23 protein-coding genes are annotated in these 22,209 nt (G+C 69.7%); 13 read left to right on the forward strand and 10 right to left on the reverse strand.

The features are described from left to right. Nucleotides 1–219: 219 nt before the first annotated feature. Nucleotides 220–699: a hypothetical protein gene (locus MFF54_RS14515; RefSeq protein WP_003596984.1), complete on the forward strand. Its 480-nt coding sequence runs from the start codon at nucleotides 220–222 to the stop codon at nucleotides 697–699. Between the two features lie 375 nt (nucleotides 700–1,074). Here MFF54_RS14515 and MFF54_RS14520 read toward each other — a convergent pair whose 3' ends face one another. The 7 genes from MFF54_RS14520 to MFF54_RS14550 form a co-directional block, all read right to left on the reverse strand. Next, entirely contained in the window at nucleotides 1,075–1,413 is a 339-nt protein-coding gene (locus MFF54_RS14520; protein ID WP_003596985.1) for a ubiquitination-like system serine protease family protein, read from the reverse strand. Then, on the reverse strand, nucleotides 1,413–2,807 hold the full coding sequence (locus MFF54_RS14525; RefSeq protein WP_003596986.1) for a ThiF family adenylyltransferase: 1,395 nt from the start codon (nucleotides 2,805–2,807) through the stop codon (nucleotides 1,413–1,415). Before MFF54_RS14525 ends, MFF54_RS14520 begins: the two co-directional genes overlap by 1 nt. A 1-nt stretch (nucleotide 2,808) precedes the next feature. Beyond that, complete coding sequence (locus MFF54_RS14530; protein WP_003596987.1) at nucleotides 2,809–3,522, reverse strand: multiubiquitin domain-containing protein; 714 nt, start codon at nucleotides 3,520–3,522, stop codon at nucleotides 2,809–2,811. 144 nt (nucleotides 3,523–3,666) lie between these two features. After that, nucleotides 3,667–7,098 (reverse strand): ATP-dependent helicase, encoded by a 3,432-nt coding sequence (locus MFF54_RS14535; RefSeq protein WP_012455886.1) that lies wholly within the window; start codon nucleotides 7,096–7,098, stop codon nucleotides 3,667–3,669. After that, nucleotides 7,085–7,717, reverse strand: coding sequence for a hypothetical protein (locus MFF54_RS14540; RefSeq protein ID WP_012455887.1), 633 nt, complete (start codon nucleotides 7,715–7,717; stop codon nucleotides 7,085–7,087). The genes MFF54_RS14535 and MFF54_RS14540 overlap by 14 nt, the downstream gene beginning before the upstream one ends. Continuing rightward, the gene (locus MFF54_RS14545; protein WP_238230997.1) at nucleotides 7,714–8,406 is read right to left on the reverse strand and encodes a sigma factor-like helix-turn-helix DNA-binding protein; all 693 of its coding nucleotides are present in this window, start codon (nucleotides 8,404–8,406) and stop codon (nucleotides 7,714–7,716) included. The genes MFF54_RS14540 and MFF54_RS14545 overlap by 4 nt, the downstream gene beginning before the upstream one ends. 484 nt (nucleotides 8,407–8,890) lie before the next feature. After that, complete coding sequence (locus MFF54_RS14550) at nucleotides 8,891–9,478, reverse strand: hypothetical protein (protein WP_238224426.1); 588 nt, start codon at nucleotides 9,476–9,478, stop codon at nucleotides 8,891–8,893. Between the two features lie 1,102 nt (nucleotides 9,479–10,580). On the opposite strand from MFF54_RS14550, the gene MFF54_RS14555 reads away from it, so the two are divergent. After that, nucleotides 10,581–10,904: an ArsR/SmtB family transcription factor gene (locus MFF54_RS14555; protein ID WP_003596992.1), complete on the forward strand. Its 324-nt coding sequence runs from the start codon at nucleotides 10,581–10,583 to the stop codon at nucleotides 10,902–10,904. Between the two features lie 6 nt (nucleotides 10,905–10,910). On the opposite strand, the gene MFF54_RS14560 is transcribed toward MFF54_RS14555, so the two are convergent. Next, nucleotides 10,911–12,227 (reverse strand): ATP-binding protein, encoded by a 1,317-nt coding sequence (locus MFF54_RS14560; protein WP_003596994.1) that lies wholly within the window; start codon nucleotides 12,225–12,227, stop codon nucleotides 10,911–10,913. Further along, nucleotides 12,224–12,886 (reverse strand): response regulator, encoded by a 663-nt coding sequence (locus MFF54_RS14565; RefSeq protein WP_003596996.1) that lies wholly within the window; start codon nucleotides 12,884–12,886, stop codon nucleotides 12,224–12,226. Before MFF54_RS14565 ends, MFF54_RS14560 begins: the two co-directional genes overlap by 4 nt. A gap of 102 nt (nucleotides 12,887–12,988) precedes the next feature. Here MFF54_RS14565 and dsbD point away from each other — a divergent pair, with 102 nt between their 5' ends. From dsbD to MFF54_RS14620, 11 genes are all read left to right on the forward strand, one after another. After that, a complete protein-coding gene (gene dsbD, locus MFF54_RS14570) occupies nucleotides 12,989–14,734 on the forward strand; it encodes a protein-disulfide reductase DsbD (protein ID WP_003596998.1) in 1,746 nt (581 codons plus the stop codon). Between the two features lie 39 nt (nucleotides 14,735–14,773). After that, a complete protein-coding gene (locus MFF54_RS14575) occupies nucleotides 14,774–15,409 on the forward strand; it encodes a DsbA family protein (RefSeq protein WP_003596999.1) in 636 nt (211 codons plus the stop codon). Continuing rightward, entirely contained in the window at nucleotides 15,409–16,257 is an 849-nt protein-coding gene (locus tag MFF54_RS14580) for a L,D-transpeptidase (RefSeq protein WP_003597001.1), read from the forward strand. The genes MFF54_RS14575 and MFF54_RS14580 overlap by 1 nt, the downstream gene beginning before the upstream one ends. After that, nucleotides 16,244–16,705 (forward strand): DsrE family protein, encoded by a 462-nt coding sequence (locus MFF54_RS14585; protein ID WP_003597002.1) that lies wholly within the window; start codon nucleotides 16,244–16,246, stop codon nucleotides 16,703–16,705. The genes MFF54_RS14580 and MFF54_RS14585 overlap by 14 nt, the downstream gene beginning before the upstream one ends. Nucleotides 16,706–16,958: 253 nt before the next feature. Beyond that, complete coding sequence (locus tag MFF54_RS14590) at nucleotides 16,959–17,384, forward strand: YeeE/YedE family protein (RefSeq protein WP_003597005.1); 426 nt, start codon at nucleotides 16,959–16,961, stop codon at nucleotides 17,382–17,384. A gap of 3 nt (nucleotides 17,385–17,387) precedes the next feature. After that, nucleotides 17,388–17,834: a YeeE/YedE family protein gene (locus MFF54_RS14595; RefSeq protein WP_003597007.1), complete on the forward strand. Its 447-nt coding sequence runs from the start codon at nucleotides 17,388–17,390 to the stop codon at nucleotides 17,832–17,834. Beyond that, nucleotides 17,831–18,640, forward strand: a complete 810-nt coding sequence (locus tag MFF54_RS14600; RefSeq protein ID WP_003597009.1) for a sulfite exporter TauE/SafE family protein — start codon at nucleotides 17,831–17,833, stop codon at nucleotides 18,638–18,640. The genes MFF54_RS14595 and MFF54_RS14600 overlap by 4 nt, the downstream gene beginning before the upstream one ends. A gap of 21 nt (nucleotides 18,641–18,661) precedes the next feature. Further along, nucleotides 18,662–19,573, forward strand: coding sequence for an MBL fold metallo-hydrolase (locus MFF54_RS14605; protein ID WP_003597874.1), 912 nt, complete (start codon nucleotides 18,662–18,664; stop codon nucleotides 19,571–19,573). An 11-nt stretch (nucleotides 19,574–19,584) separates the two neighbouring features. Next, nucleotides 19,585–19,971, forward strand: coding sequence for a rhodanese-like domain-containing protein (locus tag MFF54_RS14610; RefSeq protein WP_003597873.1), 387 nt, complete (start codon nucleotides 19,585–19,587; stop codon nucleotides 19,969–19,971). A 94-nt stretch (nucleotides 19,972–20,065) separates the two neighbouring features. Then, the gene (locus MFF54_RS14615; protein ID WP_012455888.1) at nucleotides 20,066–20,788 is read left to right on the forward strand and encodes a sigma-70 family RNA polymerase sigma factor; all 723 of its coding nucleotides are present in this window, start codon (nucleotides 20,066–20,068) and stop codon (nucleotides 20,786–20,788) included. A gap of 33 nt (nucleotides 20,789–20,821) precedes the next feature. Beyond that, complete coding sequence (locus tag MFF54_RS14620; protein ID WP_012455889.1) at nucleotides 20,822–21,865, forward strand: YeeE/YedE family protein; 1,044 nt, start codon at nucleotides 20,822–20,824, stop codon at nucleotides 21,863–21,865. A gap of 13 nt (nucleotides 21,866–21,878) precedes the next feature. On the opposite strand, the gene MFF54_RS14625 is transcribed toward MFF54_RS14620, so the two are convergent. Next, the gene (locus MFF54_RS14625; protein ID WP_238303595.1) at nucleotides 21,879–22,178 is read right to left on the reverse strand and encodes an ArsR/SmtB family transcription factor; all 300 of its coding nucleotides are present in this window, start codon (nucleotides 22,176–22,178) and stop codon (nucleotides 21,879–21,881) included. Nucleotides 22,179–22,209 lie beyond the last annotated feature (31 nt).

A 22,209-nucleotide genomic window follows, 5' to 3' on the forward strand; every position in this document is an offset into this window, starting at 1 on the left:
GTCGGCCGAGCAGGGTCTGCGCGTGAGCATGATCGCGGCAGCACCATGGGTCCGCAGACCCGGCATGTGAGCCGCGCACGGGCCCCCGCGGCCTCGGGACGAAGCACAGAAAGGTGATCGTCCCCTCGCTCGCACCGGCCGGGGTCAATCTTGAACGGCGTGTGAGGCCAGGCCACCTGACGGGCCGCGCCTGCGGATGGGCGCCCTACGGAGAAGATCATGCCGCACCACGACACGACGGCCCTCTCGGGGGTCATTCAGCACGTTTTTGCCCATCGCTTCACGGTGGAGGCCGGCGGCGGGACGCATCTGGCCGATCTCGGCCCTAAGGGAGCGGAGGCCTTCCCGCTCGTGGCGGGCCTGCATGTGGACATCGAGGGCGAGCGTCGCCCGTCCGAGATCAAGGTGACGCGGATCGCAGCCGAGAGCCGGGAACCCGTGCACATCCAGCATAAGAAGCCTTGTCACCCGCCTGGCGATAAGCGACCGGACATGCCGGCCGACCCATCGCGCGTGCTGGAGGCGGTGAAGGCCGCGGGCTGGACCCCGTCGGGGGACCTTCGCCGCAAGCCGAAGCACTTCGAAGTTCTCGCGCGCCAGGCTGGCGGGGCGTGGGCCGAGCTTCACGTGGATTTCGGCGGGACGATCTACAAGAACAAGTCACCCGATCCTACGAAGTGGGCCGCTGCCCTGGCCTAACGGCTTCGACGGGGCGGCGCACGTGCGCCGCCCCGTTCAGAGTTCGTCCTGCCGCCGACGGCCGGGGATCACGCGTTCGGGCGGGCGGCGCTTATCCGGCCCTCGGCTTGGTCCGGACCGCAACGATGGAAGCGACATCCCTCCGCCGGTCAATTTTTCCGGCGTGATATGGCCGAGGCAACGGCCTCCAAGCGGCACCGTTCGTCGCAACGAGGGCCTCCTGAACGGCCCCATGTCCGGAATTCACCCCAGTCCGGCCAGCGGCGACCTAGCTCCGGGTCGACCTCACCTCCGTTCACCGCGGCGGAATCCTCCCCGCTCCGGAGGCGACAGGTTCGGCGTCGGCGGAACCGGCGCCGCGGCGGGCGAAGGCGGTCAGCACCAGTCGGTCCGGCCCTTCCTCAGCCAGAAGTGACTCTGGCATCCCACTTGACGCCAGACGCTCGGCGTCAGCGACGCGGTCCCGTCCCAGTGTCGGCGGATGCGCCAGCCCGGCCGGTCGCCGGGAACGAGCGAGAGCTTGATCGTCTCGCCGCAGCCGCACGGGCACCCGAAGGCCGCGAACCACTGATGGCCATCCTCACCCACGACGTAGACCGTGCGAGGCGCGGGCGTATCGGGCTCCTCGTCGACGAAATCCACGGTGTGACGCCCGAGGCGGCGGGCGACCCAGGACAGGGACGCCCGGAGCAGCGTAACGGGAAGTCCCGCCATCACGCCGCCCTCATGAGCATGTCGAGATGCGGTCGGTTCAGGAACGGCCTCATGTCGCCTCGACCGAGGTATCGCGCGAGCGCGTCGTCCGTGCCCTCTTCCGGCGCGAACTGCCAGAACCCGGCCGTCAGGCTTAGGGTCTGGACGGCGAAATCGCCGTTCGGGTCGAGCCGCGACGGATGCAACCTCAGCAGCAACTCGACCACCGCGAGGCTGGAGAACAGGCCGTTCACCGCACCCACGGCCGGCCGCTCCTGCGGCACGCCGCGGATGTAGCCGCGCGCGAGGCGGTCCTCGTAGGCCGCGGGGTCCTGCCTCCTCAGGCTTTCGGCCTCAAGCATCCCGTCCGTGTAGAGACCGCGTCCCCGGAGGCTGGAGCGCCCCGGCTGCAGGTAGTGGACCGACCCGCAGATCTGGTCGATGCCACCCTCGCCATCGGCGTCGAGCATCACCCCGATGTCCAGGTAGGCCAGGACGTAGAACGTCGCGAGGCGATTCAGCAGGTCGCGGCCCTCGACCCCGTCCATGCACCCGAACACGACGTCGCAGGTCGAAACGGCCCTGAGCGCGTCCGGTCGGGACAGGTCGCAGGGAAAGGCCTCCACCCTCGCACCGAGCCCGAGGCGTTCGACGAAGGCCGCCAGAACCTCCACCTTCGGCCGACCCACGTCGGCGAGCGTCGTGTTGACGATGCGGTTGAGGTTCTTGTCCTCGACCAGGTCGGGGTCGACCAGCACGATCTCGCCGACGCCGAGGCGGGCGATCTGGTCAACGACCGGACCGCCGGTCCCGGAGCACCCCACGACCCCGACGCGGAGGTGCCGCATCGCCTCGAACGTCGCGCGTCCGAAGGCTTGGGCGTGCCGCCGCGCGAACTCGGGAACGGCCTGGGCGGCGTGAACGGGGGGCCGGTGGAAGCGGAGGTCATCGCCGACGACGCCGACGTGGTCGAGCGGCGCGTGCGTGCCGTCCTCGCCATGGGCCCGGGCGATCATCGTCCCGTCCGGGACCATCACCGCGCTGAGGTGCGGCTGGCCGTCGTCGACCCAGGCATGGACCCCGCCGAACAGGTCGGCATCCGCGGCGTCGTCCACCTCGCTGAAGCGCAGGTCGCCGCCCGGATGGCTGTGGACCTTGGCCACGGCCATGCCGCGCTTCGCCGCCTCCGCGAGCAGGGGCTCCAGGTAGGCGGTCGGCCAAGTCACGCGCCTGTCGGTGCGCTCGCAGGCATGGTGCGGGATCGGGACGATCCGGTTCACGACGAATTTCGTCCGTCCGGGCGAGGCGGCGCGCCCGCAGAGCATCAGGGCGACCGCCTCGCGGCCGTCGCCGGGGAAGAGGTGGGCGCAAAGCGCGGCGTGTTGCGCGCCGGTCAGGGCGAGGGTGGTGCGCATGTCAGGCGGCCCCCACTTCCTTGGCGAGGCAATGCTCGACCAGCGCGAGGTGCGTGCCGATGTCGTCGACGTCCGGGCGCCAGGGGTTCTCGCCGGTGCGGTGACGCGACCAACCCTGCCAGTGCTTGCCCTCGAAGGTGTCCCCGACCAGGGCGCGGATCGGAACCCCGTCGGCCCGGGCGAGCGGGGGGTGGAAGTAGAACATGTCGATCTGAGTCGAGGGATACCCCGGCAGCAGGCGCAGCATCAGGTCCGCCTTGGCCGGGGCGTACCCGGTGCGGACGGGATAGTCGCGGACGACGACGCGGGTGGCGCCCGCCTCCTGGATCGCCTCCCAGCGGTGGCCGGCCGCGTCGAGCGTCTCCTCGTCGCCTTCGGGAAGCGCGAAATCCCGGCGGCGGGGGAGCGGCTGCTCCCCCTCCGTCTGGTCGAGCGGCAGGGTGACGAAGCGCTCCTCGCCGCTGTCGCTCACGTGCACGACCTCGTCGAGGCCGATGCGCTTCAACTGGGCGCCGACCTTCTGGAAAATCTTCCAGCGATCCGGGTGCGCCTTGCCCGCGATAACGAGCAGGTCTCGGCCGGTGAGGTCCGGCAGCGGGTTCTCGTAGCTCTTCTTGTCGATGCGGAAGCCGTAGACCTTGACCGCGCGGACGCCGTCCTCGTCCGTGCGGGGGGCGTCGTCGTCGTGGTGGCCGTGGTTCTCGTTGGTGTTCATCCCGTTGCCTTTCGATCATCCCGGGAAGCCATCCTTCCCGGCCCGTCGAGGGGTTGATCGAAAGGGGCCGGCCAAGCCGGAAACGGCCGGGCCAAGTTTTTTTCGGCCGCGGGCCGAGCAGTCTGTTAGGGGCTCCGGGCCGCGCTACCGGCCCCACGCCAGGGGTCGCCGCACCACCGCCGAGCCGCCGGGAAGGCCGGGGCAGGCGAAGTGATGCGGGCAGCGCGGGCAGCGGGATCCCACGCTCGGGGCGAACAGTCCCGCCCCGATGCCGGACATGTGAGCGACGACGGCGGCACGAAGCTCGTCCCGCTTCTTCGGCGGGATCTCCACCGGTTGCCGGCTGCCGCCGGTGAGATGCACCGCCTCGACCACAACGGGTTCGCCGAACGTCACCTCCGCCGCGGCATCCAGGACGATGTACTCGATCTCCTTCAGCAGCGCCGACGGTGCCTTCCTCGTCGCGACGCGGCGCACGACGAGGCGTCCGTCCGCGTTGCGGACCACGTCGTGCGCCCTGGAAAGGACGCTTCCTCCCGCAACGGCCAGGCTCAAGGCCTCGGGAGGCAGCCTGCCTTCCTCGTCACGCAGGCCGAGGAGGAACCGCAGCATCTCGTCCGCGATGGTCCTGTAAGCCTCGGCGTGCCCGTGGTCGACCGGGCCGTGCTCGGTCCAGGCCGCGGCGAAGGCCTCGCCGAAGCCCTCCGGCTCAGCGCGCCCGGCGTCGAAGTTGCGGTCGAGCCAACGGACCGTCTCCGCCACGGCGTTGTGCATCCGCATGTACGGCGTCTCGTCGCGGCGTCCGCCCAGGCCGAGCAGGTAGGTGTAGAGGAAGCGCAGCCCGCATTTCCCGTAGGAATCGAGGTGCTGGTGGTCGAGCGCGAACGGCGTCTCCCATGTGATGGGAACGGCGGCCGGGCCGGATGGCGGCGGAGGCGACGGGAGCCGGACGAGTGCGGGCGGCCGGCCCAGCGTGGCGGCGATCCGGGCGTTGTAGTCGGACGGGTTCCGCTTCTTGGTCCCGCCGGCCATCATGGTGGACCGGTAGAGGCGCAGGTCGTCTCGCGCGCGGGAGAGCAGGACGAAGAAGAGGCAGGCCTCCTGCTCTTCGTGGCCCGTCAGGCAGGCCTGCGGGCCGGTGAGGCCGTCGCTGCCCTCGATCAGCGCGTCCGGCGGCGGGCAAGGCGGCGGCTTGGCCGTTCGCGGCAGGCCCGTCTTGATCATGCCGGGCGCATGGACGAGCTGGAACTCCAAGCCCTTGCAGGCGTGGATCGTCATGATGCGCACCGCGTCCAGTTCGAGGGCGGCGTCCGGGACGTGCCTGAGCGATTTCTCCTCGCCGAGGACGACCAGCCTCTTGATCCGGCGGAGCGCCTCGAAGGTCGGGAACTGACCCTCGACCGGCAATGACCGCAGGAAGTTCAGGAATTGCCAGATCGCAATGCCCGCCATCCGTTCGGGCAGGGTACCTGAGGCCGCGATCCTCCGGCCGATGCCGAGCCGGTCCAGCACCAGCGCGCTCGCGATGCGCCACGGAGGCGTCCGATCCGCGAAGCCCCCGCAGACCTCTCGCAGGCGCCGCAGCGGCGCCGTCGCCGAGGGGCCGAGGCCGGGGATGGCGTCGGCGGCGGCCAGCCAGTCGAGGGGCGGCCCTGAAGCGTCCCTCAGATGGGCGGCGACCGCGGCGACGTCGCCGAGCTCCATCTCGAACCCCGGCATCGTGGCGACGCGGACGAGCGTTGCGGCGCGGGGATCGTGGAAGAGTGCGAGCAGGCAGAGCAGCTCCTTCACCTCCGGCCGTTCGAACAGCGGCCCGAGGTAGAGGACCGGTACGTCCCGGGCGATCAGGCCTGCGGCGAACTCCGCGAGGCGGTCGTTGGTCGTGCACAGGACCGCCTGTTCGCGGTAGTCCACCCCCGCAGCCTTCGCCTGCGCCGCGGAGGCGGCCACCAGCGCGACCTCGTCGTCGGGGGTGCCGGCGTCGTGCAGCACCGGTTTGAGGCCGGACGCCCCCCTGTCGGGGGCTAGGCCGAGCGCGCCGAGCGGGCGGAAGGCGTCGACGCTCGCGGCGAAGCTCGTGAAGGTGTCGATGATCTCCTTGCGCGACCGGTAGTTGACGTCGAGCGCCCCGAGGGTCGCCCCGGGATAGTGCGCCCGGAACGCGGCCATGCTGGCCGAGGTGGCGCCCCGGAACCGGTAGATCGATTGGCGGGCGTCGCCGACGACCCACAGCCGCTCGCCCTCGTCGGCCGCCAGCGCCCGGATCAAGCGCACGGTGGCGAGGTTGACGTCCTGGTACTCGTCGACGAGCAGGTGGCGATGGCGGAGCGACAGCGCCTTGGCCACGTCGGGATGCTCGGCCGCAAGTCGCACGGGCCTCATGACGAGGTCACCGAAATCGAGGGCATCGGCCTCCGAGAGCAGCCTCTCGTAAGCCTCGTAGACGATGGCTTCCTCATGCGCCCGCGCCGCCCTCAGGCGCGTCGCGTCGTCCGTGGCGGCACGCTGCATCGCATCGGCCAATTCACGGTAGCGCACGTGGTCGACGAGTTCGTCCTTGGCGCGGGAAATGGCCGAGAGGATGTTCGAGAGATCCTGCACCGGGTCCCAGAGGTCCCGGTAATGCGCCAGCGGCAGGCTCGCCAGAACCCCCTCCAGCATCGTGATGGCCGTGGGCTTGTCGACGAGCTTCGGGCTCGCGCTTCGTCCGAGGCGTTCGTGGAAGCGGCGGATCACGTCCAGCCCGAACGCGTGGAAGGTGCCCGTCCAGACCGAGGCGGCCGCCTCGGGCCGCGACAGGGCGAGCCGATCCATCAGCTCGGCCGCCGCCTTGTTCGAGAAGGTCAGGACGAGGATTCCGTTCGGGTCGATCCCCTCGTCGACGAGGCTCTCGATCCTTCTGACCAACGTGCGGGTCTTGCCCGTCCCGGGCCCCGCCTGGAGCAGGTAGGGGCCGCCACGATGGGCGACCGCCGCATCCTGGCTCGGGTCCGGCCGCATCGTGGCCGCGGGGGCGGGGGCGGCGTCCGGCACGACGGGAAGCAGTAGCGCGTCCAGCAGTTGCTGGGTCACCACGTCCGGGCAGATGCCGAGCCGCCCGGCGATGTCGGCGACGCTCATCCCGTCTTGGTGATGGCGACGCGCGACGGCTCGCGGCAGCACCAGTTCGCGCGCGAACAGGTCGGCCTGGACCTCGCGGCGCTCCCCACGCCCGTAGTCGGCCAGCCGCTCGACGGCGATGCCGCTCTCGGAGGATCGGCTCGGGTCGGTATGCGTAGTGACGACGGGAGCGGTCCCGCCGTGCATCACCACGTGCCCGAGCTCATGTCCGAGCAGGAGCGCATCGCCTCCGGGGGTGCCCGTCTCGCCGTACAGGATGCCCTTCGACTTCGGGTCGAGCCGTGCCCGGCCTCCGTTCAGGGAGACGTCGCCCGCGTGGACGGGCTGGTGCCAGAGGCCGTGGCCCTCAATGGCCCGCACGGCAAGGTCGAACGGCTGCCAGGGATCGGCTCCCTCGGCGACCATCTCGGCATGGATGCGGGCGGCCTGCTTCCGCCCCGCCTCAATCGGATCCACGTTCGGCCTCTGCCATCGCGAGCAGACGCCGCCGTTGATCCGCCGTCAGGCCCGAGCTCGCCACCGCCTCCTCGAAAGTCTGCTTCACGCCGACCTCCGGCTTGCCGTCGGCCTTGGCCATCGTTCCGGCCGGCATGGATGCGGGGCGCTCCAACAGGGCGATGACCGTGTCGACGCCATGCCCGACCTCGTCCGCGATGTCCCTGGCCAGCGCCTTGGGGAAGGACGCGGCCTCGATAAGGCCATCCCGGACCTTGATCAGGAAGGCGGGTGTCACTCCGAGCCGGGCCGCGAGCCGTGGGAATGACGGGCCGGCGAAGCCCGCGAAGACGTCCGGCGAAGGCTCGACCACCGCGCCGGCCCGGGACTTCGCCGGGGGGCTGGCGATGCCTGCCTGGAAGCGAGCCCATGCCGACGACACGGTGCGCGCCGTCGCGGCGTCAGCCGCGGGGACCGGCCGCGAGGGTTCCAGCACCAACTCGACCGCAAGGTCGGTGAGCTCGCGGCGGAGGTCCGGGTACTCCTTCGTAAAGGCCTCCAACCGCTTCGGGGTGGGTTCGCCTTCCGCCGCGAAGGTCAGGAGGATTTCCTGCGCGCGGTGCGAGGGGCTGGTCGTCATCGTCTCTCTCCGAGTTCCCGACGCAGCGTCTCGTACGCATTCCTGAGGCGATAACGTACCGCCCGGTCCGAGACGCCGCAAAGCTTCGCTATGGTCTCCGTGTCCCCTCCCTCGATGCGGTGGCCTTCGAGGAAGAGGGCTACGGCTTCCCGCTGAAGGGGTGGCAGACGGTCGATCGCGCGAAGCAGCTCGTTCCGGAAATGTTCTTTTTCCTGTTCGGACCCGTCGGCGGCGAAGGCTTGGCTGATACGGTTCGTCAGGGCCGGGACGGCATCACCTTCACCGTCGCCCATGTCTTCGATGTGGTCGGTCCCCTCCGCCCGGCTTTCGGAACGCCGCAGCACGCCGATGCGCAAGGCGGTCATGGCGCGGGCGAACCGCACCTCGAAGAAATCCAGCTTGATGCCCGGAGACTGCCTGTCCTCGACGAGGAGATCGACGAGGCGGTTGACGACCTCGGTCCGCAACTCCTCCGCGTCGTAGCGGCGGCTGGTCCGGATCGAGCCCTTCAGGGAGCGCTCGACCCTCTCGATCAACACCTCGAACAGTCTCTGGAAACGGGTGTCCGTGTTGTCGTGGCGTGTCGAACGCAGCAGATGGACCAAGCATTCGCTCTCGACGTAGCCGGGCGCCTTGGGGTCCTCCGCCCGTGCCTCACGCACGATCCCATCCAGGTCGAGGGCGGCCAATCGGTCGAGGGCGGCTTCTATCGAAGGGGGGCGCACATACGACTCTCCCTTCTTGGTTCGTCGGTTGAGCGGGGGAGCCATCGCGAAGTCGGGATCAAGCCATGGAAACGGGGATCACCCAGCTCACGTGGCCACTTAGAGTGGCCGAAATTCGGCAGCGCCGACACGGTTGTGCAATGGCTTGGGGATCTTGCGCGCCGCCATGAACTCAATCGCCTTGGGATGTCGAGGAGCGGCATACCCGCTCCGGCGGGGACCGCGGGTTCGAGACGGCGGGCCTCGCATCGTCGGCACAAGACTCAGCCGATGATGGGCGCTCAAGGTGTCGCGGGCCGGCTCGGCGGAGTAGTCGCTTCCCCCATCCACATCAGGCTCATCCGAGGCGCGGGGGCACGGCGGCAACTCTCTTCCCCGAGCGCGACCGTGAGGCGTCCGCCTCATGCACGGGAGGGCGCAAACCGGCGCCCTCCCGACACGCGGTCTCCTACCGTCGCGGACTTGGCTCCCGCGGACCGCCGAGGGTGTGGACCCAAGGCCTTTCGGGTGGGCGCCGCGCCTTGGAGCCAACCAGCCTTTTGCGCTCCGACGGCGGCGGCAGGACCTTGACCGACGGGGGCCCGAAGAAGGCGAGTTGGACAGCCAGGGACGTGCCCATGGCGAGCTCCTGGTCGACCGCCGCCAGACGGAAGGTCCGCCCCGCCACCATCGCTTCGATCTGGCGCAGGTCGACGGGGTCGACCACTGCGGCGACCTCGAAACGGCCGCCGGAATCCTCGCCATCCAGGAACTCGATCCACTCGTCGGACCGGTAGGCGAGGCCGACGACCATCAGGTCGGCCCCGGCAATCTTCGTCGGCGGATACAAGGGTTCGGGCACCCCCGGGCCGACGGCCGACGCGCCCGCGTCACCGGGCGTCTCCCGCGCTTCGCGTGCGGGATCTCGATCATGCTTCGTGTTCAATGACAGCTCCGCGCTGGCGACGCACAGCCGGTCGATGCCTGGCGGCTGGCGTCGTTCGAGCCGGAGCGGAACGGGGACTCTTGCCAAGGGCGGTGGGAGATGCGAATCCACTGCCCATGCGCCGAAGCGCCCGTTTCCGCCCTCGGCGGTTCGGGGTTGCTGACCGGGGTGCCTTTGGCCTCGTGAGGGCGCACCCCGGTCGATGGATCGCAAGGAGGCGTGTGTGGGCGGCTACCCGCACACGCCTACCTGCGCGACGGCGGTTCCGGAACTTTCATTCCCTTACTCCTGGTCGGCTCGGGCCGACGCGGCCCGGGCAGCGCCTTGTACCGCGAGCACGGCCCTGGGAGTCAAGTCTGACCACCGCCTTTTACTGCAGGATCGGCCTGCGATCTGGCATGATCGCGAGATGATGCTCGATTGAAGCAGGATATCAGAGTGGCGTCGAAGCATTCCAAGGATTGAATAGCCTATTCTTTCGGATTTGATCTTGAAATATGAAAAAGCTCAATCCAGGCAGTCACTTATACAGAATGCCCGATCAAAGAGGCGACGGAAGGAGCAACGACGCAATCCTTGCCCCTGCTCCGGCAATCCTTCGCTGGCGGGTGGAGGAAACCGCGGGCAGGCTTGGCACCGCCGCGCCGACCTCAAGGGCGATCCGCGTGTCGGAAGCGGGGCGGCCCATGGTGCGCGATGTGGGTTGAGTCGGCCGCCGGTCCCATCCGGCCCAAGTATCGAGGCGGCCTGGGCGACGGTGGTACATAGCCGTCTCCGGAGCGGCCGGTGCCGCGCGAAAGCGTCATGTCCGGGTGGATGCCGGGCCCGCGCTTAGCCCTGCGGGCCGTCGACCGGGGGCATGCCTTCCCCGAGCGGGGATATTTTTTCCGCCTGGTGGTTGCCGGACACCGTCCCGGTAATGGCCGACGCAATATCTCCGCTTTCCCACCCCTTAGTACCGCACCGGAGCAATCCAGAGCAAAAGGGGGCCGCCAATACAATGGCGGCCCTTGGCCTTTGCGACCGACGCAGATCACTCCTTCCGCGCCTGCGCCCGATTACCTCGGGGACGATGGCAGCAAGGCGGCACCAGGAAAAGCCTTTGATGACCTCCTGGGCGAAGCCGCGGAGTGGGCAAAGAAGGAGCACAGCCCCTGATTTTATATTAGGATCGCCTAAATAAGATAAGGCTGACATTCTGGGATACGGACCGATGGACGTAGCGACTCCGACCGACCTGATGCGCCTGCAGGACAAGGCCGCCGACGCGGCCCGCCTGCTCCGCCTCCTCGCCAACGAGAAGCGGTTGCTCATCCTGTGCCTGCTGGTCGCCCGCGGCGAGATGGACGTGACCAGCCTCGCCGGGGAGGTCGAGCTCAGCCAATCGGCCCTGTCGCAGCACCTCGCCAAGCTGCGCGAGGATGGGTTGGTCGCGTTCCGGCGCGAGAGCCAGACGATCCACTACCGCCTTGAGGACCCCAGGGCCGCGCGGGTGCTGGCGACCCTCAAGGACATCTTCTGCCCGGAGCTCGGCTGACCGGTCTCAGCCCGGGAGGATCTCCGCCTCAAGCCCCGGGCGATCCGTCCGGTTGCGCAGCCGCAGGCTCAGGCCACTCCGGCGGGACGCCATCTCGGCGATGGCGAGGCCGAGACCGCTACCCGTCTCGCTCTTGTGTCGCCCACGGAAGAACCGTGTCGTGACGTGGGGCAGTTCCTCCTCCGGAATGCCCGGTCCCTCGTCGCGAACGACGATGCCCTCGCCATGCGGCCGCGCGCCCCAAGCCACCGTGCCGGTCACCATGTGCTGCACGGCGTTCTCGTGCAGATTTCGGACGGCGAGGCGCAGGCCTTCCGGGTCGGCCAGCAGCGTGTAGCCCCGTAGCCCCGGATCGATTTGGGTCCGGACCCCGGGAGGCGTCCGCATCCCCTCCACGGTCTCCGTCACCAGTGCGCCGACGTCGACCTCCGCCAGGGAGGGCGCCTCCCCTGCGGCATCGAGCTGGGCGGCGTCGAGCAACTGGCGGACGAGGCGCGTGGTCCGGTCGACGGCCGCAAGGATCTGTCTCAGCGCCGCCTTCGCCACGTCCGGGTCGGTGGCGGCCATGGCGACCTGGGCCTGGACCTTGAGGCCGGCGAGCGGTGTTCGCAGTTCATGCGCGGCGAAGGCCGTCACTTCCCGTTCGTGCCGGCGGGCCGATTCGACCTTGAGGAACAGCCCGTTCAGGGCGTCTGCCAGGGGACGCACCTCCGCCGGCGTCCGATTTGTGTCGATCGCACTCATGTCGTCGGCGCCGCGACCCGCGAGGTCCCGCGCCATCAGCCGCAAGGGACGCAAGCCCCGACCGAGGCTCGCCCAGATCAGCATGCCGAGCAACGGAACCATCAGGATGGCGGGTGTGACCAGGCCCATGATGAGGTCAGTGACGAGGCGCTCGCGGAGGCCAAGACGATCACCCACCATGACCCGCACACCTCTCTCGGCATCCTCCACGGTGAACACCCGCCAGGTCTCGCCGTCGACCTCGCGCTGCGAGAAGCCGGCCGGCGCGTCGGTCAGGCGGCGCTCCGGGGCCCCGGTCGACCGCGCTACCATGCGCCCGTCGAGCGACCAGATCTGGCAAGAAAGCTGCCGCTCGTAGGCCGTCGGGGCCGGGAAGGTTCGGGGTGCCCCGTCCGGGCCAGCGCTCCCAACCGCACCCACCAGGGAACTGACCATGCGGGCGGCTTCCTGCAGGCGGTTGTCGAGGACCTGCTCCACCTCGCGCTTCGAGCCGAGATAGATCCAGGCGACCGCGCTGAGCCAGATCAGGCCGGTGGCGAGGACGAGGATGGCGAAAAGCCTGACGCGTAGCGACCTCATGCGAGTGCCCTCATCCGGTATCCGAGACCTCGGACCGTCTCGATGGCGTGCTTGCCGATCTTGGCACGCAGGTTGTGCACGTGGACCTCGACCGCGTTGCTCTCGACCTCCTCCTGCCAGCCGTAGAGCCGCTCCTCCAGTTCGACCTTGGAGCGAAGCACGTTAGGTCGTTCCATGAGGGCCGCCAGAACCATGACCTCGCGCCGGGAGACGGCGACCGGCACACCGTCGACGGTGACGGCAAGGCTGCCGGGGTCGAGCCGAATTCCGCCGTGCTCCAGGAGCGCGGCGGCCCGACCCGAGGCCCTCCGGACGACGGCACGGATGCGGGCGGAGAGCTCGTCGAGGTCGAAGGGCTTGCCGAGGTAGTCGTCGGCGCCATCGTCGAGCCCGGCGATCCGGTCGGTCACGGCGTCCCGGGCCGTCAGCAGGACGACCGGCGTCCGGTCGTTCCGGCGGCGAAGCCCCCGCAACACGTCGAGGCCGGAGCCGTCGGGCAGCATCAGGTCGAGCACGATGGCCGAGAACGCGCTCGTGGCGAGCGCCGCCTCGGCGTCGGCGCAGGTTGCGACGCAATCGACCGTCGCCCCGCCCAGGCCCAAACCAGCCCTGAGACCGTCCGACAGGATGGTGTCGTCCTCGACGACGAGGATGCGCATGCGTGTCTCCCTTTACGGCCCCCATCCTCCGGGCCCCGCTTAAGCCTGGCTTAAGCTGCGTTTCCGACCCGCGGCGGGCCGATCCGATCCCGGACCCTGCCCATGCCGAACGTTTTCACCCACCTTATCCTCGCTGCCCTGCTCTGGACCGGCTCCTCGCTGTGGTCACCGGGGCAGTGCCGCGAGCCCGGTGCGCGGCCGACGCCCTTCACCGTCGATGCGGCTCGCGACCCAGACCTCTCGCTGCGCCTGCGATGGACCATCGCCCCCGGCACCTACCTCTACCGTGACAAGATCGCCGCCACCGACGCGAGCGGCAGGGAGCTTCCTGTCAGCACCCAGCTCGGCGAGACCAAGGATGACCCCAACTTCGGGCCGACGGAAGTCTATCACGGCGCGACGGAGGCCATCGTGCCGGGTGCGGCTCTCGCGGGGGTGCGCGAGGTGCGCGTCACCTATCAGGGCTGTGCCGAGAAGGGCATCTGCTACCCGCCGATCAACAAGGTCATCGAGGTCCCCGCGCTAGGTCCGCAGGCGACCGCGACCGCCGCGACGCCGGCCACGGACGCGCAGGCCGAGCCCGCGAGCGGCCTGCTCTCGGGCCATCTCGCGGGCGTCCTGGCGACCTTCCTCGGGCTCGGCCTGCTCCTGGCCTTCACCCCGTGCCTGCTCCCGATGGTCCCGGTGCTGGCCGGCATGCTGGCCCGGTCCGGGGAGCGGCTCTCGGCCGGACGAGGTTTCGTACTCTCCGGCACATACGTGATCGCGATGGCGCTGGCCTACGGGACGCTCGGCGTGGCGGCGGCATGGTCCGGGCGCAACCTTCAAAACGCACTCCAGACTCCCGCCGCGCTTGGACTGCTCGCCGCAGCCTTCGCCGCCCTGGCCCTGTCGATGTTCGGCGTGTTCGACCTGGCGCTGCCGTCCGGCGTCGCCGGCCGGCTGTCACGCCTGAACGGAGGCAAGCTTGGCGCGCTCGGCGCCGCCGCTGTCATGGGCTTCACCTCCGCCCTGATCGTCGGGCCCTGCGTGACGCCGCCACTCGCCGCGGCCCTCCTCTATGTCGCCCAGACCGGCGACGTGGCGCGCGGCGCCGCCGCCCTGTTCGCGCTCGGCCTCGGCATGGGCCTGCCGCTGATCGCATTCGGGACGTTCGGGGCGGGTATCCTGCCGAAGTCAGGCCCTTGGCTGGTCGCGGCCAAGCAGGCCTTCGGCGTAGTCTTCCTCGCGTTGGCCATCACCATGGTTTCGCGCCTCGTGCCGTCCGAGGTCTCCCTCGTGCTCTGGGGCGCGCTGGCGATCGGCGTCGGCGTGTTCGTCGGGGCGTTCGACGTCCTCAGGGCGGGTGCCGCGGGCCGGCTAAGCAAGGTCGCCGGTATCGTTGCCGTGACCTACGGCTGCGCCCTCGTCGTCGGCGCCGCGGGCGGCGGGACCGACCCGCTCCGGCCGCTCGCAGGCTTCGGCCCGTCGCGAGCGGTTCACGTCGAGGAGAGCCGGTCTGTCTCCTCCGTCCCGGCTTTCGAGGCCGCCCTCGCGGCGGCCCGTGCCGCGGGCAAGCCGGTGCTCGTCGAGTTCGCCGCCGACTGGTGCAGCGTCTGCAAGACCAACGAACGGACGGTCCTGGCTGACCCCGGCATCCGGGCGAGGCTGAGGGCCGTCTCGGTCATCCGCGCCGACGTCACCCGCGACGACGACGCCACCCGCGCCCTGATGCGGCGCTTCGAGGTGGTCGGACCGCCGACCCTCATCCTGATGCGCCCCGACGGCGGCGAGGTCCGCGAGGCCCGCACCGAGGGCGAACTCACGGTCGAGGACCTGAAGCGCCGCCTCGCCCTCGTCGGCGCCTGAGCCCCCCTTTTCGACAAACCAAGTTTCACGGAGACCACCATGGACCGCAGGACCCTGCTCGCCCTTATGCCCGCCGTCGCGCTCGCGCCTGCCCTGTTGTCGCTGGCGCCCCCCATCGAGGAGGCCTTCGCCCAGGGCGTCGACCCCAACGCCATCCTCAACGACCCGGAGGTGCCGGTCTCGGGCAACCCGAAGGGCGACCTGACCATCGTCGCCTTCCTCGATTACAACTGCCCCTTCTGCAAGAAGGCCGAGCCCGACCTCATCCGTCTGGTGAAGGCGGACGGGCGCATCCGCCTCGTCCACAAGGACTGGCCGATCCTCGGCGACGCCTCCGTCTACGGCGCCCAACTCGCCCTCGCGGCGAAGTACCAGGGCCGCTACGACGAAGTGCACCGCGCGCTCATGGGGATTCCGGGCCGCAAGATCCCGAAGGAGCGGATGCTGGAGGCGGTGGCCGCCTCGGGCGTCGACGTCGCCCGCCTGGAAGAGGACCGGAAGGCGCACCAGGCCGAGATCGCGGCCCTGCTCCAGCGCAACCTCGACCAGGCGGACGCCCTGGGGCTCCAGGGAACGCCGGTCTTCCTGATTGGCCAACTCAAGGTCGCGGCGGCGCTCGATTACGACGGCTTCAGGCAGGCAGTCGCCCAGGCCCGAGCGCGGGGTCGCTCGTGATGCCGCGGCCCCTCCGCCTTACGACGTTGATCGCGCTCGCCTCGGCGCTCGGCGCCTGCTCGACCTCGCAGGGGGCTCCGGCCCCCGTCGCGGAAGCCCGGCCGCAGATCACCCCGGAGGTCTTGCGCCGGTACGCCGCCGTCACGGACGAACCCTTCCCGGTCGAGGCGGTCGACCCGCGCGACCTCAAGGCTCGCAACGTCCGCCAGTTGGTCGACTACCCGTCAAAGGAGCTGCCCGGCACCCTCGTCGTCGATCCATACAAACGCTTCCTCTTCCTCGTCATGGAGGGCGGCAAGGCGATGCGCTACGCGGTCGGGGTGGGCAAGGCCGGATTCGAGTTCACCGGCGAGGCGACCGTGGCGCGCAAGGCGTCCTGGCCGCGCTGGACGCCGACGCCCGACATGCTCCGGCGTGATCCGGAGCGGAACGGGCGCTGGGCCGGCGGCATGCCGGGCGGCGACAGGAACCCGCTCGGCGCCAGGGCGCTCTACCTGTTCAAGGACGGCAAGGACACGCTGTACCGTATCCACGGCACGACGGAACCATCGAGCATCGGCGAGGCGGTGTCCTCGGGATGCATCCGCATGCTGAACCAGGACGTGATCGACCTGCACCGGCGCGTCCCCACCGGCACGAAGGTGGTGGTGCTCGGGTCCCGAGGCACCGTCCACGCCGCACGGCCAAAAGCGCCGGAGACGACGGGCAGCCTCGGGAACGGCGCATCCTCCGGACCGAAGCCGGACGACGGCCTCGATCATGCGGGGCTCGACAACCTATCGCGCAGCGCGTCGGAAGCACCCGAGCCTCCGGCCTATGACGGGGAGGCGGACGATGACGGTCTTTAGGAGCCTGATGATCGCGGTCGTGCTTGCGACCCTGGGCGTAGGGGCCGCCCATGCCGGCCCGGAAGCGCCGGCCGGGTACTACGCCGACCAGAAGGTGGTCTACCACAACGACGGCGGCCCCGACGGAGCCGCCTACTTCAAGCGCCTGCTCGGCAATCTGCGCAACCACGTCGAGACCGTGGGCAAGACCCACGTTGAGATCCGCGTGGTGAGCCACGGCGACGGGGTCGGGCTCTTCCAGTCGGCCGCGAGCGACAGGGAGCTCGCCGCCCGTATCGATGCCCTCAAGGGGATGGGCGTTCGGTTCCTCGTCTGCGGCCATACCCTGCGCGAGCGGAAGATCGACCGCAACACGCTCTACGGCGTCACCGAGGACGAAGTGGTGCCGAGCGGTGTCGCCGAACTGGCGCGGCTGCAGGGCATGGGGTTCGCCTACATCCATCCCTGAGTTGGTCGAACGGGAGACGGCGAGCCTCCCGTCGGCATCGATGCCACGCCAACGATGGCGTCCGCCCAAAGGCGAAGGCGCCCGTGCGCCACCGCACCCCCTCTGCGCGTCCCAATCCAGGCCGTCGGTTTCACGCTTGCCATTCCATTAGATGATGCTAAATAAGAGTTATCTAATGTTCTGGTTTGGCAGGGGAGGACGTCCCTTGCGCCCCGCCGGGCATCCCCCGGACCACCGTTTGGGAGCGACCACCATGGACGGCTTCACGCCTGTCAGCGCCCTCGCCGGCGGTGCCTTGATCGGCACCTCCGCGGCCCTGTTCCTGCTCCTCAACGGACGGATCGCCGGCATCAGCGGCATTCTCGGCGGCCTCCTAACCCCGCCATCTCGCGAGACGGGCTGGCGCGCCGCCTTCGTGGCAGGACTCGTCCTGGCGCCGTTCGCCTACGCCGGCCTGGGTGGCAGCCTGCCGCCGCTGACGGTGGATGCCTCGTTCCCGCTGCTCGTGGTCGCCGGTCTGCTGGTCGGGTTCGGATCGCGCCTCGGTGCCGGCTGCACGAGCGGCCACGGTGTCTGCGGCATCGGCCGTGGCTCGCCCCGCTCCGTGGTCGCCACCGGCACCTTCATGGCCGTCGCCATCCTGACCGTCCTCGTCGTGCGCCATCTCGTCGGAGCCTGAGCCATGGCCAAGACCGCCTCCGCCTTCGCCGTCGGTCTCCTGTTCGGCCTCGGCCTCCTCGTCTCCGGCATGGCTGATCCGGCCAAGGTTCTCGCCTTCCTCGACGTGACCGGGCGCTGGGACCCGAGCCTCGCCTTCGTGATGGCTGGCGCCGTCGCGGTCTCGGCGACGGGCTATTTCGTGGCGCGGCGCCGTGGGCGGCCGTTGCTCGCCTCCCGGCTTGAGATCCCGACCCGGCGCGACCTCGACCCGCGCCTGATCGCCGGCGCCGCGGTGTTCGGTCTCGGCTGGGGCCTCGCCGGCCTGTGCCCGGGGCCCGCCCTCACCCTGCTGACGGTCGCACCGGCGCAAGCTGTGACCTTCGTCGTCGCCATGGTCGTCGGGATGCTGGCGTTTCACCTTCTTCCGGCGGCAGCCCCGAAGCCGGCGGTCCAGGGAGCCGACGCATGACGCCCGGCCTGCTGACATCCGGCCTCGCGGCCGGCTCGGGCGGGGTCGTCGGCCTGATCCTCGGTCTCGTCGGCGGGGGCGGCTCGATCCTGGCGGTCCCGCTCCTGACCTACGTCGTCGGCGTGTCCTCGCCACACGTGGCGATCGGCACCAGCGCCCTGGCGGTGTCGGTCAGCGCGGCCGGCAACCTCGTCCCGCAATGGCGGGCGGGGAACGTGAAGTGGCGCTGCGCGGCGGCATTCTCGGTCGCCGGCGTCCTCGGCGCGCTGGCCGGCTCGGTCGCTGCGAAGGCGGTCGACGGGCAGAGCCTCCTGGCCCTGTTCGGTGTCGTGATGCTCGTGGTCGGGGGCCTGATGCTGCGCAAGCGGCGCGGTGACGGCGACCCCGAGGTGCGCCTGACGAAGGCCAACGCCCCGGTACTCCTGCCCTGGCTGCTCGGCATCGGGTTCGCGGTCGGCCTGTTCTCCGGCTTCTTCGGCATCGGCGGGGGATTCCTCATCGTGCCGGGCCTGATGCTGGCGACGTCGATGCCGCTGCCGATGGCCATCGGCACCTCGCTGGTCGCGGTCAGCGCCTTCGGGGCGGCGACCGCCGCGAGCTACGCCGCCTCCGGCCTGATCGACTGGCCGTTGGCCGGCCTGTTCATCCTGGGAGGCGTGCTCGGCGGCCTCGCCGGCACGCGCCTCGGCCAGAGGCTCGCCGGGCGCAAGCGAGCCCTGACCGTCACCTTCGCCGGCCTCGTCATCCTGGTCGGCCTGTACGTCGTCGCCCGCGGAGCCCTGCCGCTCCTCGGCGCCAACACCTGAACCCGAAAAAGGAGGCGTTTCATGTCGGACCAGACCATCGCAGCCCTGCGCGGGCGTCCCATCGTGACCGGCTTCCATGACGAGCCGACCGGCAGCATCCAGTACGTCGTCGCCGATCCCGGGACGAAGCGCTGCGCCATCATCGACCCGGTGCTCGACTTCGATCCGAAGTCCGGCGCGACCGCGACCCGCTCCGCCGATGCCCTGCTCGCCCACATCGAGCGCGAGGGCTACGAGCTGGAGTGGATCCTCGACACCCATCCGCACGCCGACCACTTTTCGGCGGCCGGCTACCTGCACGACAAGACCGGCGTCCCGACCGCCATCGGCGAGAAGGTCGTCGACGTGCAGCGGCTTTGGAAGGGGCTCTACAACCTGCCCGACACGTTCCGGACGGACGGTTCGCAGTGGTCGCGGCTCTTCGCCGACGGCGAGCGCTTCCGGATCGGCGACCTCGACGTCGAGGTGATGTTCACGCCCGGCCACACCATGGCCTCCATCGCCTACCGGATCGGCGACGCCGCCTTCATCCACGACACGCTGTTCATGCCCGACAGCGGCTCGGCGCGGGCCGACTTCCCAGGCGGCAGCGCGCACGCGCTCTGGCGCAGCATCCAGCGCATCATGGCCCTGCCGGATGAGACACGGCTGTTCACTGGGCACGATTACCGCCCGGGCGGGCGCGAGGCGGCCTGGGAGAGCACGGTCGCCCGGCAGCGGGCCGAGAACCCGCACCTCGTCGAGGCCCCGACCGAGGAGGCGTTCGTCCGCATGCGCGAGGCACGCGACCGCGAACTGCCGATGCCCAAGCTCATCCTGCATTCCCTGCAGGTGAACATCCGAGGCGGCCGCCTGCCCGAGCCCGAGGCGAACGGCAAGCGTTACCTGAAGATCCCGCTGGACGCCCTCGACGGCGCGGCCTGGGGCGAGTGACGGAGGAAGCCATGACCATGAGAAGCGCGAAGGATTTGGTGGCGGAAGCCAACCGCGAGGTTGAGACCCTGTCGGCCGAGGAGGCGCTCGCACGCCTCGGCCAGCCCGACACGATGCTCGTCGACGTGCGCGAAGGCGAGGAATTGGCCAAGACCGGCAGGATCGCCGGCGCGGTCCATGTGCCCCGCGGCTTCCTGGAGTTCCAGGCCGACCCGGAGAGCCCGACCCACAAGGCCGAGCTCGGCGGCGGTAGGCGCCTGGTACTCTACTGCGCCTCCGGCAACCGGTCGGCCCTGGCCGCCAAGGTGCTCAACGACATGGGCCTCGGACCGGTCGCCCACGTTGCCGGGGGCTTTCCGGCACTGGTCAAGGCGGGGGCCTCGGTCGACCCCGCCTGAGGACCGTTCGGGCGGTCAAGCTCGGGGTTCCGCATCACAACGAATGCATCGTGCGGTCGTCGCACCTTACCCTCACTCGAAAAGGCATCCGACCGTGACCGACACCCCGCATGCCGCCGATCCAACGGCTTTGCCCAGCGGCGATTGCTCCAAGGCGGGCATCGCTGCCCATCTTACGGGTCCGTTGCGGGATTACTTCTCGGTTGCCGAGCACGCGGCCATCCCGGAGAGGCTCTCGCTCCTCGTCGAGCGGTTCGAGGCGTCGCTGGTCGCATCCGGCGAGCGTCTCGGGGTCACGTTCCGCGACGATCTCCTCCGGGCGCTGCCGATGCTTCGGACGTTCGCGATGTCCCTCTGCGCGAATGCGGCCCGCGCCGACGACCTCGTGCAGGAGATGATGGTCCGGGCATGGGCCAACCGGGAGAAGTTCGTGCCCGGCACCAACTTCACGGCCTGGAGCTTCACGATCCTGCGCAACCAGTTCTACACCGAGATGCGCAAGGCCAGGCGCGAGGTCGAGGACGCCGAGGGCGCGCACGCCGCGACGCTTACGGCGGCACCGGACCAGGACCACGTCGTGGCGCTCGGGGCCGTGATGAACCTCATCGGGACGCTGCCGCTCCCGCAACGCCAGGCGCTGCTGCTCGTGGGGGCCGAAGGCTTCACCTACGAAGAGGCGGCAGCCCGCCTCGGCTGCCAGGTAGGGACCGTCAAGAGCCGGGTGAGCCGCGCACGGAGCCAACTTGTCGCCAGCCTGACGCAGACTGTTCCGTCGCTGTGCGTCACGAGACGCTACGATTCTCACACGGCCGTTTGACAAGGCCTTTCAAGGGTGAACGAATCTAGGCTGATGTTGGACACGCTGCCTGCTTACCTTCTCCGGGCGGCGCTCGGCCTCGCCCTTGGAGCACTGCTCGGCACGGTCGCACGGCGGGGTCGCTTCTGCACGCTCGGCGCCATCGAGGATGCCGTCTACGCGCGTGACACCCGCCGCGCGCGTGCTTGGCTGCTGGCGATTGGCATCGCCATCCTCGGCACCCAACTTTTGGAAGCCGCTGCCGGTCTCGACCTCTCCCGGTCGATCTACACGGGGCCGCGCTTGGAATGGGGCGCGATGATCCTCGGCGGGGCGATGTTCGGCTTTGGGATGGCGCTCGTAGGGACCTGTAGCTTTGGGGCTCTCATTCGGCTCGGCGGGGGAGACCTACGAGCCCTCCTCGTCCTGCTTGTGCTCGGCCTCTCAGCCTATATGGCAATCAGCGGCGTGACGGCGCTCATGCGCGTGACGATTACTGAGCCGTTAAGCGTCGATCTCGGAAGCCAGCGCCTCGGCGCTCTCCTGCGGCTCGATCAGGCGGGCCGCATTGTCGTGAGCGTCGTGGTAGGCGTCGGCTTCTGTATCGCGGCGCTCACGAGCGGCGCCTTCCGGGAGACGAAGCGGCTGCTGGTCGGCGCTATCGTGATCGGATGTGTGATCGTCGCCGGATGGTGGGCCAACGGAAGCGCGGGCTTCGACGAGTTCGAGACCCAGGCGGTCGGCTCCTTCAGCTTCGCTCGACCTGTCGGCGATACGTTGCTCTACGCCATGCTCGCGAGCGGCACGAAGATCGATTTCGGCGTGGCCTCGGTCTTCGGCGTCCTGGTCGGATCTTTCGCGTCGGCACGCCAAGCGGGCGAATTCTATTGGGAAGCGCCCGACGATGCCCGGGAGGTGAAGCGCCACCTTCTCGGCGCGTTCCTAATGGGCACGGGCGGCGTCACTGCCCTCGGCTGCACCATCGGCCAGGGGTTGAGCGGTCTCTCGACGCTGTCGGTCGGCTCGATGCTCGCCCTCGGCGCGATCCTCGTCGGAGCCCGAGCGGGTCTCTACTTTCTCGTAGACCGACATACGTGAGGGGCTTCAAAGGTTACGGCGTACGTCCGTTGCAGAAGGCGCGGTGCAAGGCAGCGATGATTTCGCGAACCTCGGGCCGGGCCAGCGCATAGTAGATGTTCTTGCCGTCGCGGCGGGCCTCGACGAGATCGTCGGCCCGCAACCGCGCCAACTGCTGGGACACGGCGGGCTGGCGCAGGTTCAGCAGTTGCTCCAGTTCCGAGACTGAGCGCTCGCCCTCGACCAACAGGCAAAGGATAACAAGGCGCGCCTCGTGGCCGAGAGCCTTCAGCAGCTCGCTGGCATCACGTGCATTGGCCAGCAACAGTTCCAGGTCGAGGCTGCCCGGGGCCTCGGCGCTCGTC

The organism is Methylobacterium gregans (assembly GCF_022179245.1).
Classification (GTDB): Bacteria; Pseudomonadota; Alphaproteobacteria; order Rhizobiales; family Beijerinckiaceae; genus Methylobacterium; species Methylobacterium gregans.